This is a genomic window from Streptomyces bathyalis, from assembly GCF_015910445.1.
Taxonomy (GTDB): Bacteria; Actinomycetota; Actinomycetes; order Streptomycetales; family Streptomycetaceae; genus Streptomyces; species Streptomyces bathyalis.
Genome location: NZ_CP048882.1, coordinates 7,159,100 through 7,171,074, shown reverse-complemented (window position 1 = coordinate 7,171,074; position 11,975 = coordinate 7,159,100). Strand labels below are relative to the sequence as shown.

Sequence of the window (11,975 nt, the reverse complement as noted above, 5' to 3'; positions counted from 1 at the left end):
CTGGCCGCCTGCAGACCGGGAACCTCGTGCCTGACTGCTGTGGCATCACAACTCCGGATTTACGTAGCGGCATATCCGTCAAGGACCGGGTGCCCGCTCGCGCGGCCACCACTCCCCTCCCCGCTCTCCGTCCGTACCGGGACGCACACCCGTCTCCGGCCTGCGCAAACCTGGCTGTGCCACGTGTGGTCAGTCCGCGGACAACTCGCTGCGGTCCCCACCCCAGAGCGTGTGGAAGGACCCGTCCCGGTCGGTGCGCCGGTAGGTGTGCGCTCCGAAGAAGTCGCGCTGCCCCTGGGTGAGAGAGGCGGGCAGGCGTGCACTGCGCAGGCTGTCGTACGAGGCGAGCGCGGCGGAGAAACCGGGCACGGGGATGCCGTGCTGCACCGCGGTGGCCACGACCGTGCGCCAGTCGCCCTGCGCATCGCCGATCTCCTTGGAGAAGTGCTCGTCCGCCAGCAGCGTCGGCAGATCGGGCCGGCCGGCGAACGCGGCACGGATGCGGTCCAGGAACACGGCACGGATGATGCAGCCCGCACGCCAGATGGCGGCGACGGCACCCGGGTCGATCTCCCAGCCGTACTCCTGGCTGCCGCTGCTGATCATGTTCCAGCCCTGTGCGTACGACGTGATCTTCGAGGCGTACAGGGCCTGTTCGACCTGCCCCGCGAACCGCTCGGCGTCGTCCGGGGAGAGCGCAGCGGCAGCGGGACCCGCCAGATGGGAGCTGGCCGAGCGCAGGTCGGCATGGCCGGAGAGGGAGCGGGCGAAGACGGCCTCGGCGATGCCGGAGACGGGCACTCCCAGATCGAGCGCGGTCTGCACGGTCCAGCGGCCGGTCCCCTTCTGCTCGGCCTCGTCGGCGACGACGTCGACGAAGGGCTGCCCGGTGGCGCCGTCGGAGTGCGAGAGGACCTCCGCGGTGATCTCGATGAGGTAGGAGTCCAGGCGGCCGGTGTTCCACTCGCGGAAGGTCTCGGCGATGCGGTCGGGGCTGTATCCGGCGACGTCGCGCAGCAGGTGGTAAGCCTCGCCGATCAGCTGCATGTCGGCGTACTCGATGCCGTTGTGCACCATCTTCACGAAGTGGCCCGCACCGTCCGGGCCCACGTGGGTGGTGCAGGGCGTGCCGTCGGGAGCCTTGGCGGCGATGCTCTCCAGCATCGGGCGGAGCGAGTCGTAGGCCTCGGCGGAGCCGCCGGGCATGATGCTCGGCCCGTGCAGGGCGCCTTCCTCGCCGCCCGAGATGCCCGTACCGACGAAGTGGAGTCCGCGTTCGCGCATCGCCTTCTCGCGACGCCGCGTATCGGCGTAGTGGGCGTTGCCGCCGTCGATGATGACGTCGCCGGGTTCGAGCAGCGCGGCGAACTCGTCGATCACGGCGTCGGTCGGGGCTCCCGCCTTCACCATGATCACCAGCCTCCGCGGCCGCTCCAGGGCGGCGACGAACTCCTCCGCGGTCTCCGCGGCGATGAAGCTTCCCTCGTCGGAGAAGTCGCGCACGAGGTCACGCGTCCTGGAGACGGTCCTGTTGTGCAGGGCCACGGTGTATCCGTTGCGGGCGAAGTTCCGGGCGAGGTTGCGGCCCATGACGGCGAGGCCGGTGACGCCGATGTGTGCACTGCTGCTCATGCTGATGCTCCTGGGGTGAGCAGACCGACGGGCCGGTCCGCTCGGCTCGGGGTTGACGGAGTGCGGGTGTTTCCGCGGGTCGTGCGGCGGGAGATGTCAGCGGATGCGTCTGGGAAGAGGCAGGGGCAGGGCGGGCAGACCGTCGAGGCTGACACCGACGTGCTCCTTCTTCTCGCAGTATCTGGAGAAGGACTCGTCGGTCTCGCGCGCGAAGCGCTGCGTGTGCAGCTGCCGGTCTCCTTTGTGATCCATGAACGGCACCGCGAAACCGCATGTGTCGCTGATGCGCTCCGCGCGCACGGTGATGACGGCACGCAGGTCCGTGCGGCTCTGCATGCTGACGTCGAAGTGCGGGAGCAGTTCCTGCCAGCGCGGGTCGTCGCGGAAGACGGGCACGCCGGTGCCGTGGATGCGCACGATGCGGGGCGGCCCGTCGAAGGCGCACCACATCAGGGTGACGCGGCCGTTCTCACGCAGATGGGCGATGGTCTCGGCTCCGCTGCCGCCGAGATCCAGATATCCGACGGTGACGTCGTCAAGGACGGCGAACGACCCGGCGAGCCCCTTCGGCGAGACGTTGACATGCCCGTCGGCCGCCAGCGGGGCGGTCGCGGTGAAGAAGATGTGCTGCTCCTCGATGAAGGCACGGAGCCGCTCGTCGATGCGTTCGTAGATCTTCCCCATCCCGGCATTGTGGGCCCGGCGGCGGCCTGGCGCGCGGGTATCCGTGAAAGCACGCCGCACCTGCGCACACCGGGCGCGTCACGGACCCGATATCTCCCCCCGCGCCCTGCGTCCACCGGGGTTGTGAGCCTGACGCGCCGGGCCTTAGCTCAGGGGCGTGCCGTCCACGACGGTCTCGACGCCGTCCGCGAGGAAGCACAAATACCCCGCGATGCGCGTGGCCTCGTCCAAGGGCTGCTCGTAGCACCAGGCCGCGTCCTCGATGACGCCGTCGGCGGTGCGGAGCGTCCGGTAGGAGGCCTGGCCCTTGTAGGGACAGTGCGTGTGGGTGGCACTCGGGCTGAGCAGCTCCGCGCGCACGTCCTGCTGCGGCAGGTAGAAGCGGTTGGGCAAACCCGTCTCGGAGAGCAGGAACGCGCGGCGGCTCTCGGCGACGTCGGTGCCGCCGGCCCTGACCACGACGTGGCGGCTGGTGGGACGTACGTCGATGCGGTGGTACGGGTCGCGCACATGGCCGCTGACCTCCTCGTCCTCGTCGAACCAGGCGTCCATGGCCGACCAGTACACGGCCGCGTGGCCCTTCAGCCACTCCGCGCCGTCCAGCGGCTCGGGGTAGCTCCACACGGCGTTCTCGACGAAGCGGTCCCCCACGCGCACGCTCCAGTAGCGGGCGTCCCCCTTGAAGGGGCAGTGGGTGCTGTGGGAGCTCTCCTCCAGCACCTCCTCGCGCAGATCGGCGAAGGGGACGTAGAGCTGCGGCAGCAGGTTGCTCTCGTGCAGGAGCTTGGCGTCGGTGGAGTCCAGCAGCGTGCTGCTGCCCAGCAGCGCACGTACTCGGCGCGGGAAGTGCTGCCACAGCAGCCGGTGTGCAGGGCCGTCGATCGTGTAGTTGACGGTCTGCGGGGACCGCGATGCGAGCGGTCCGCCGCCGAGCGTGAGGGTCATGGGTCCGGCCTCCGGATCGATGTGGCAATGCGGTCCGTTCCCCACTCTCGCACCGCCGGGGACCCACAGGCGCGCGACCCGGTATGCGTCCGCGGAGTCCTGGCCGACGCGGATTCAGGCAGCCTGAAGTCGTCCCGGTGTGGACGTCACGGCCTTCGCAAAGCGGTGACCGGCCACTCCGCCGCGCCCGGCTCCCACGTGCCCCGCGGTCACGTACTGGAAAGGCATCGGGCAGGTCGACCGGCGACCGGACCTCCGGAGCGGCGACATGCCGTCGATCCCGCCGGGCGACGCGTCCTGACCGGAAGCACCGGCGAACCCCGGGCATCCGGCGCGCGGTCCGCCGGGCCCGCTCGTCGTGCTGTGGCGCTCGTGACGAAGAGGCCTCTCCGGGCTCGCCCGGAAAGGCCTCTCACGACAGCCGGCCGGTGCCGTCCGGCCCTTCGACCCTCAGCGGATGGGAACGCCCGAGAGCGTACGGGCGATGACCAGGCGCTGGATCTCGCTGGTGCCCTCGAAGATGGTGTAGATGGCCGCGTCCCTGTGCATCCGCTCGACGGGGTATTCGCGTGTGTAACCGTTGCCGCCGAGGATCTGCATGGCCTGGGCGGTGACCGTCTTCGCCGTCTCGCCGGCGTAGAGCTTCGACATGGAGCCCTCGGCGGAGTCGAACGGCTTGCCCGCCGCCGCCATCCACGAGGCGCGCCACACCAGCAGGCGGGCAGCGTCGATGCGGGTGCGCATGTCGGCCAGCTGGAAGGCGACGCCCTGGTTGTCGATGATGGGGCGCCCGAACTGGACGCGTTCCTTCGCGTAGTCGAGCGCGACCTCGTACGCGGCGCGGGCGATGCCCACGGCCTGCGCACCAACCGACGGCCGGGACGCTTCGAAGGTCGCCATGGCCGCGTTCTTCACGCGCTCGCCGCCCTTCTTGGCGCGCTCGCGCGCCCGGGCGAGGCGCTCGTCCAGCTTCTCCTTCCCGCCCAGCAGGCAGCTGCCGGGGAGGCGTACGTCCTCGAGGACGACCTCGGCGGTGTGGGAGGCGCGGATGCCGTGCTTCTTGAACTTCTGGCCCTGGGAGAGGCCGGGCGTGCCGGGCGGGACGATGAAGGAGGCGTGGCCCTTGCTGCCCAGTTCAGGGTCGACGACGGCGACGACGACGTGGACGTTGGCGATGCCGCCGTTGGTGGCCCAGGTCTTGGTGCCGTTGAGCACCCACTCGTCCTTGGCCTCGTCGTAGACGGCGCGGGTGCGCATGGCCGACACGTCGGAGCCTGCGTCGGGTTCGGAGGAGCAGAACGCAGCGACCTTCACGTCACCGGCGTCGCCGTACATCTGCGGGACCCAGGTGCCGATCTGCTCCTCGGTGCCGTTGGCCATCACGCCGATGGCTGCCAGACCGGTGCCCACGATGGACAGGGCGATTCCCGCGTCCCCCCAGAACAGCTCCTCCATCGTCATCGCGATGCCGAGGCCGGTCGGATCGAAGAACTGCTGCGCGTAGAAATCGAGTGAGTACAGACCGATCTTCGCGGCTTCCTGGATGACGGGCCAGGGAGTCTCTTCGCGCTCGTCCCATTCCGCGGCGGCAGGGCGGATCACATCGGCGGCGAAACCGTGGATCCATTCACGGATCTCCTTCTGATCGTCATTGAGATCGAGCGCGAATGCGGTGTCGCCCATGACCGGTCCTTCCAGCAGCTGAGTTACCAATGGTAATGGCAAGTCTGTTACTGGTCGGTAATGGATGTCAACTCCCGGTCTCGAGCGTTCGTGGCGCTGTCGCGGGTGTTACGTTTCGCTGGGGTAGCGAGAATGAAAAGGGAGGGGAGGCGCCATGGAGACCAAGCAGCCGACGGAGCAGCGAAGCTCCGCCGATCGCCGCCGCAAGGAGCTGCTCGAGGCCGCCGACCGCGTCGTCCTTCGCGACGGTCCCGGTGCCTCGATGAACGCCATTGCCGCCGAGGCGGGCATCACCAAGCCCATTCTCTACCGGCACTTCGGTGACAAGGAAGGCCTCTACCGCGCGCTGGCCGTCCGGCACACGGACGCCCTGATCGGCGCGCTCAGAGCCGCGCTGGACGCCCCTGCAGAGCGGCGAAAACGCGTCGAGGCCACGCTGGACACCTACCTCGCCGCGATCGAGACCCGCCCGCAGGTCTACCGCTTCCTCATGCACCCCTCCGAAGGCGCCTCGGGCGGCGACCGCGGTTTCGAGGCCGGACAGCACTCCGCTCCCCTGCTGCGCCGCCTGGGCGACGAACTGGGCAAGGTCATCGAGGAACGCCTCGACCTGGGCCCCGGCGGCCAGGAGACGGCACGCATCTGGGGACACGGCGTCGTCGGGATGGCATACGCGGCGGGTGACTGGTGGCTGCGTGAACGTCCCTGCTCCCGCGCCGAGTTGGTCAGGCAGCTCGCCGACCTGCTGTGGGGTCGGCTGGCGATGGCCGACGACCATCCCGGAGCCCCCGGCAGTCTCTGAACACCGGCGGGAGCCCGGCACGCGGCGGGGCGTTCCGGGTACGCACGACGGAGCCGCATCCCGGACGCACCGGGCTGGCCCGGTGCGGGATGCGCAACTTCCCTGTGGGTGAGGCGGTTCGGGCGCGGCTGCGGACCTCGGTAGGCTGCTCCCGACCGAGGGGCAAGGAGGAGCAGGACGATGGCAGGCAACCAGGAGCCGCTGTCTCCGCGGGCCAGGCTGGCCGTGACGGCAGGCAAGGCCGCGGCAGCGGTATCGCGTGCGGCGGGTCGCGGCAGCGGATCGGTGATCGGCGGCAAGGTCGCGCTCAGACTCGATCCCGACCTGCTGGCCCAGGTGGCCCATCACCTGGACGTTGTCCTGGTGTCCGCGACGAACGGCAAGACGACCACCACGCGGCTGATCGCGGAGGCGCTGCGCGCCAACGGCGGCGTGGTCTCCAACGCCCTGGGCGCGAACATGCCCGCCGGGATCACCTCGGCTCTCGCGGGCGGATCGGACGCCCAGTACGGCGTGATCGAGGTGGACGAGAAGTACCTCGCCACGGTCGCACGCGATGTGACCCCCAAGGCCATCGCCCTGCTCAACCTCTCCCGTGACCAGCTCGACCGCGCCGCCGAGACGCGCATGCTCGCCGAGCGCTGGCGCGAGGGCCTCTCCGGCACGAAGGCCGTGGTCATCGCCAACGCCGACGACCCCCTCGTCGTCTGGGCCGCCTCCTCCGCGCCGAACGTGGTGTGGGTCGCCGCCGGCCAGGAGTGGAAGGACGACGCGTGGTCGTGCCCGGCGTGCGGCGGCGTGATGCAGCGTCCGGACGACGACTGGTTCTGCGCCGAGTGTGGCTTCCGGCGCCCCACCCCGAGCTGGGCGCTCTCCGGTGACGAGGTGCTGGACCCGCACGGTTCGGCCTGGCCGATCAAACTTCAGCTGCCCGGCCGTGCCAACAAGGCCAACGCCACCACCTCCGCGGCCGTGGCCGCGGCGTTCGGCGTTCCCCCGCAGGTGGCGCTGGAGCGCATGCACGCGGTGACCGCCGTCGCCGGCCGCTACGACGTGGTGGACTACCGCGGGCGTCAGGTAAGGCTGCTGCTGGCGAAGAACCCCGCGGGCTGGCTCGAGACCTTCTCCCTCATCGACGCTCCCCCCGCTCCGGTCATCCTCTCGGTCAACGCCCGCGGCGCCGACGGCACGGACACCTCATGGTTGTGGGACGTGGACTACTCACGTCTGGCCGGGCACCCGATCTGCGTGATCGGTGACCGCAAGCTGGACCTGGCGGTACGTCTGGAGGTCGCCGGCGTCGACTTCCAGGTCTGCGAGAGCCCGGCAGAAGCGGTCTCGGCGTCCCCGCCCGGGCGCATCGAGGCGATCGCGAACTACACGGCCTTCCAGGATCTGCGCCGCGTCGTCGGCAACTGAACCCATCGACCCGCTCAAGGAGTTGGCGAGCATGAGTGACACGGGCCTGCGAGTGGTGTGGGTGTACCCCGACCTCCTCAGCACCTACGGGGACCAGGGCAACGCCCTGGTGGTGGAGCGGCGCGCGCATCAGCGCGGGCTGAAGGTGCAGCGCACCGACATCCGCTCCGACCAGCAGGTGCCCACGTCCGCGGACATCTATCTGATCGGCGGCGGCGAGGACCGGCCGCAGCGGCTCGCAGCGGAGCGGCTGCTGCGCGACGGCGGGCTGCACCGGGCCGTCGACAACGGCGCCATCATCTTCTCCGTCTGCGCCGGCTACCAGATCCTGGGCCGCGAGTTCGTCAACGACCTCGGTGAGCCGCAGAAGGGCCTCGGGCTGCTGGACGTCGTCAGCACGCGCGGTGAGGCGGAACGGTGCGTGGGTGACGTACTGGCCGACATCGACCCGGAACTGGGCCTGCCGGAGCTGACGGGCTTCGAGAACCACCAGGGCATCACCAAGGTCGGGCCCGGGGCACGGCCGCTGGCGCAGGTACGGCTGGGCAAGGGCAACGGCACGGGCGACGGCACCGAGGGCGCGTGGAACGACACGGTCTTCGGCACCTACATGCACGGTCCGGTGCTGGCCCGCAATCCGCAGATCGCCGACCACCTCATCAAGCTGGCACTGGATGTGAACGCGCTGCCGTCCGTCAACGACCAGTGGTACGAGGCGCTGCGCAAGGAGCGGATCTCGGCGGCCCTCCAGCCCGCCTGACACCCCCCGCTTCCTCTCCCCCGCCCCGGGAGCACCTTCCGGGCGGGGGATTCGCATGTGCGGGCACAGTCGGGGGTCCCTACGGGCCGCGGAACCGGGGGGAATACGCTTGTCGGGCAGAACGCCCAAGTCAGGAGAGAGCGCGGATGGACCACGGTGGACACGGCATGACGACGGATCTGCCGCCGTTCACACTCGGCCGCGGCCTGGAGTTCACCGGCGAGCCGTTCTTCCTGGTGGGGTGCCTCCTGGCGCTGGTGCTGTACGGGGGGGCAGTGGTGCGGCTCCGTCGGCGGGGCGACGCGTGGCCCGTCGCCCGCACCGTCGCGTGGGTCCTGGGTGTGCTCGCCGTCGCGGTGGCGATGTGCACGGCACTGAACGAGTACGGGATGCTGCTCTTCAGCGTCCACATGGTGCAGCACATGATCATCAGCATGCTGGCGCCGATCCTCCTGCTGCTGGGGGCGCCGGTGACCCTGACGCTGCGGGCGCTGCCGTCGGCGGGGCGCGGCCGCAAGGGACCGCGGGAGCTTCTCGTGGCGCTGCTGCACAGCCGCGTCCTGCGCGTGCTGACCCACCCCGGTTTCACGATCCCGCTGTTCATCGCGAGCCTCTACGCCCTGTACTTCACGCCGATCTTCGACTTCCTGATGCGCTCCACGGCCGGGCACCTGGCGATGATGGGGCACTTCCTGCTGGTCGGGCTGGTCTTCTTCTGGCCGATCATGGGTGTCGATCCGGGCCCGCACCGGCCCGGCTATCTGATGCGGATGCTCGAACTGTTCGCCGGGATGCCCTTCCATGCCTTCTTCGGCATCGCGCTGATGATGGCCACTGAGCCGATGATCGCCACGTACGCGAACCCACCGGCGTCACTGCAGGTGACGGCGCTGTCGGACCAGACGGCGGCCGGCGGGATCGCCTGGGCGTTCAGCGAGATCCCCTCGGTGCTGGTGCTCCTCGCGCTGGTCTTCCAGTGGCACAGGTCGGAGGAGCGCGAGGCGCGGCGCAGGGACAGGATGGCCGACCGCGACGGCGACAAGGAGCTCGCCGAGTACAACGCGTATCTGGCCTCCCTGCAGGCCCGTCAGCAGTGACCGGGGGCAGTAGCGCCACTGCCACTGCGCGAGCGACCATAGGAGTCGGACCCGGTTCCATTTGCACGCGATCCCCGTCGCCGGCCGGATCGCCGGGAGGAGGGTGTTGTGATGCCTCGCTCTGCCAAGGCTCTGACCGTCGGTACGGTGGCGGCGCTCATTCTCGTGACGGCCTACACGGTGACCATGGGGAGCAGCGGCTGGCTCTGGTTCGGATGGGTCGTCCTGGCTCTGGTCACGGTGGGGGCCGTATCCACGAAGCGCAGCTGAGACCCCGTCCGGTGGGCCCCCTCCCCCGCATGCGGTGGTGGGGGCTACTCTGCGATCTCATCGACGCATGGGGGAAGGCCGTAGCGTGTTCTACAACTTGTTCAAGTACGTACTGCTGGGGCCCCTGTTGCGGCTGTACTTCCGCCCGCGGATCGAGGGGCTCGAGAACATTCCGGATGAGGGTGCGGCCATCGTGGCCGGCAATCACCTCTCCGTCTCCGACCACTTCCTGATGCCGGCCATCCTCCGACGGCGCATCACATTCCTGGCGAAGTCCGAGTACTTCACGGGGCCGGGCCTGAAGGGGCGGCTCACGGCGGCCTTCTTCCGGAGCGTGGGCCAGATCCCCGTGGACCGCTCGGGCAAGGGCGCCGGCCAGGCCGCCATCGACGAGGGCCTCGGCGTGCTCCGCAGGAGCGAGCTGCTGGGCATCTATCCCGAGGGCACCCGTTCCCACGACGGCAGGCTGTACAAGGGCCGCGTCGGTGTCGCGTCGATGGCGCTGCAGGCGGGCGTGAAGGTCATTCCCTGCGCGATGGTGGGGACCTTCGAACTCCAGCCGCCCGGACGGAAGATGCCCCGGTTCGGCAAGGTGACGATCCGTTTCGGTGAGCCGCTGGACTTCTCGCGCTACGCGGGGATGGAGAGCGAGCGCACGGTGCTGAGGGCGGTCACGGACGAGATCATCCACGAGATCCTTCAGCTGTCCGGCCAGGAGTACGTCGACATGTACGCGCCTGAGGCGAAAGCGCTGCAGGCGAAGGAGCGTCAGGAGGCCCGTGCACGCGGGCGGAGCGAGGAGCGCAAGGACTCCTGAACGGGATCTCCCGGAACGGATTCGGGAGGCCCGAACGACGAAGGGGACGACCGGAGTTCCGGCCGTCCCCTTCGCATGTCGCGCTGTTCGGACTCCCGTGTCAGTGCGGGGCCCGCAGCCAGGCCGCCGTGCCGGCCTTGGCCTCCGGAGCCGTCAGACCGCCGATGATCTGAGGCACGGGCTTCGAGTGCGGAGCGCAGACGACGTCCTTGGCACCGGCGTCTCCCTTGAGGAGGTAGGTCTCCACGCGCTCGTTGATGCAGGGGTTGCGGACGTTGGTGATGCCGTGCGATCCCGCGTCCCGCTCGGTGATCAGGCGTGAGCCCTTCAGACGCTTGTGCACCTCGACGGCGCCGCCGTACGGCGTGGCGGCGTCGCGCTCGGACTGCGCGATGAGGACGGGCGGCAGGCCCTTGTCCGCACCCACCTCGACCGGCTGCTGCTGCTTGACGGGCCAGGTGGCGCAGGGCAGGTTCAGCCAGGCGTTCGACCAGGTGAGGAACGGGTACTTCTGGTGCAGCCGGCTGTTGTCCCGGTCCCACTTGTTCCAGCTGGTGGGCCACTTGGCGTCGGTGCACTCGACGGCGGTGTAGACGGCGTTGCCGTTCTCGGCCGCCTTGTTGCCGGCCTTGTCCGCCATGTCAGGTCCGGCGGCCTCGACGAGCGCCTTCTCGTCGCCCTTGACGTGCGAGGACCAGGCCTTGGCGACAGGAGCCCACATCTGGTCGTAGTAGGGGGCGTTCTGGAAGAAGCCGAGCAGTTCGGCCGGTCCGACGACACCGCCGATGGGCTTCTTCTTCGCCTCGGCCCGCAGCTTCTTCCACTGCGCCTCGACCTTCGCGGCGGTGTCGCCGAGGCCGTAGGTGGCGTCGTTCTCGGCGACCCACTTCGTCCAGTCCTCCCAGCGTCCTTGGAAGGCGACGTCCTGGTCGAGGTTGTTCTTGTACCAGATCTGGTCACGGGAGGGGTTGACGACACTGTCCACGATCATGCGGCGCACATGCGTGGGGAAGAGGGTGCTGTAGACGGAGCCGATGTAGGTGCCGTAGGAGACGCCGAGGTAGTTCAGCTTCTTGTCGCCCAGCGCGGCACGGATGACGTCGAGGTCGCGGGCCGTGTTCGGCGTCGTCATGTGCGGCAGAAGGCTGCCGCTGCGCTCCTTGCAGCCGTCTGCGTACTCCTGGGCCAGCTTGCGCTGGGCCTGCTTGTCCGCCTCGTCGTCAGGCACCGGGTCCAGCTTCGGAGCCTTGACGAACTCCTGCGGGTCCATGCAGGAGATGGGCGAGGAGTGGCCCACCCCGCGCGGGTCGAAGCCCACGAAGTCGTATGCCCTGGCGGTCTTGGTCCACAGGGCGTTGTCCTTGGTGACACGCGTGGGGAAGGACATGCCGGAGCCGCCGGGCCCGCCCGGGTTGTAGATCAGCGATCCCTGGCGGTCGTCCTTGCCGCCGGTGCTCTTGGCGCGGTCGACGGCGAGCTTGATGGTCCGGCCGTCCGGGTCGGCGTAGTCGACGGGCACGGTGACGAACCCGCACTGGATGGGCTTCGCAAGGCCCCAGTCCTTGGGACAGTCCTTCCAGTCGACGCCCTCCTTGGCCGCACGGACGGCCGCGGCCTTCACACCGCGGGCCTCGGCACCCCCACCGGGCGCGGCTTGACCGCTTCCGGAGTCCGCGAACGCCGAGGGGACGAAGATGAGACCTGCGGTGAGCGCCGCTGCGCCGGCGGCGGCGAGGCTCGTATTGCGTATGTTCACTGGGGGCTCCCCCCTGAAGTGGGCCGCTGGACGCAACAGTGATCGTTGATCACAGTTGCGCCGATCCTTCCTGCCCACCGCAGGCAGGGGACAGAGCGCGCTTGTGATCT

At 69.5% G+C, this 11,975-nt stretch carries 11 protein-coding genes; 6 read left to right on the top strand and 5 right to left on the bottom strand.

What is annotated here, in order from left to right; all coding sequences use genetic code 11:
• Window positions 1–189: 189 nt before the first annotated feature.
• The 4 genes from gndA to G4Z16_RS31190 form a co-directional block, all read right to left on the bottom strand.
• A complete protein-coding gene (gndA, locus tag G4Z16_RS31205; RefSeq protein ID WP_197353905.1) occupies window positions 190–1,632 on the bottom strand; it encodes an NADP-dependent phosphogluconate dehydrogenase in 1,443 nt (480 codons plus the stop codon).
• Window positions 1,633–1,728: 96 nt separating this feature from the next.
• Window positions 1,729–2,316, bottom strand: coding sequence for a pyridoxamine 5'-phosphate oxidase family protein (locus tag G4Z16_RS31200; RefSeq protein WP_197353904.1), 588 nt, complete (start codon window positions 2,314–2,316; stop codon window positions 1,729–1,731).
• Window positions 2,317–2,460: 144 nt separating this feature from the next.
• Window positions 2,461–3,261: a DUF427 domain-containing protein gene (locus G4Z16_RS31195; RefSeq protein WP_197353903.1), complete on the bottom strand. Its 801-nt coding sequence runs from the start codon at window positions 3,259–3,261 to the stop codon at window positions 2,461–2,463.
• A gap of 450 nt (window positions 3,262–3,711) precedes the next feature.
• On the bottom strand, window positions 3,712–4,944 hold the full coding sequence (locus tag G4Z16_RS31190; protein WP_197353902.1) for an acyl-CoA dehydrogenase family protein: 1,233 nt from the start codon (window positions 4,942–4,944) through the stop codon (window positions 3,712–3,714).
• Window positions 4,945–5,098: 154 nt separating this feature from the next.
• On the opposite strand from G4Z16_RS31190, the gene G4Z16_RS31185 reads away from it, so the two are divergent.
• The 6 genes from G4Z16_RS31185 to G4Z16_RS31160 all read left to right on the top strand — a co-directional run bounded on the left by G4Z16_RS31185 (window position 5,099) and on the right by G4Z16_RS31160 (window position 10,109).
• On the top strand, window positions 5,099–5,746 hold the full coding sequence (locus G4Z16_RS31185) for a TetR/AcrR family transcriptional regulator (RefSeq protein ID WP_197353901.1): 648 nt from the start codon (window positions 5,099–5,101) through the stop codon (window positions 5,744–5,746).
• A gap of 180 nt (window positions 5,747–5,926) precedes the next feature.
• Window positions 5,927–7,165, top strand: coding sequence for a Mur ligase family protein (locus G4Z16_RS31180; protein ID WP_197353900.1), 1,239 nt, complete (start codon window positions 5,927–5,929; stop codon window positions 7,163–7,165).
• Between the two features lie 31 nt (window positions 7,166–7,196).
• Window positions 7,197–7,925, top strand: coding sequence for a type 1 glutamine amidotransferase (locus G4Z16_RS31175; RefSeq protein WP_197353899.1), 729 nt, complete (start codon window positions 7,197–7,199; stop codon window positions 7,923–7,925).
• Window positions 7,926–8,071: 146 nt separating this feature from the next.
• On the top strand, window positions 8,072–9,022 hold the full coding sequence (locus tag G4Z16_RS31170; protein ID WP_197353898.1) for a cytochrome c oxidase assembly protein: 951 nt from the start codon (window positions 8,072–8,074) through the stop codon (window positions 9,020–9,022).
• A gap of 111 nt (window positions 9,023–9,133) precedes the next feature.
• Window positions 9,134–9,292: a hypothetical protein gene (locus tag G4Z16_RS31165; protein WP_028437290.1), complete on the top strand. Its 159-nt coding sequence runs from the start codon at window positions 9,134–9,136 to the stop codon at window positions 9,290–9,292.
• 85 nt (window positions 9,293–9,377) lie between these two features.
• On the top strand, window positions 9,378–10,109 hold the full coding sequence (locus G4Z16_RS31160) for a lysophospholipid acyltransferase family protein (protein ID WP_197353897.1): 732 nt from the start codon (window positions 9,378–9,380) through the stop codon (window positions 10,107–10,109).
• A 100-nt stretch (window positions 10,110–10,209) separates the two neighbouring features.
• On the opposite strand, the gene G4Z16_RS31155 is transcribed toward G4Z16_RS31160, so the two are convergent.
• The gene (locus G4Z16_RS31155; RefSeq protein ID WP_246531164.1) at window positions 10,210–11,865 is read right to left on the bottom strand and encodes an alpha/beta hydrolase; all 1,656 of its coding nucleotides are present in this window, start codon (window positions 11,863–11,865) and stop codon (window positions 10,210–10,212) included.
• Window positions 11,866–11,975 lie beyond the last annotated feature (110 nt).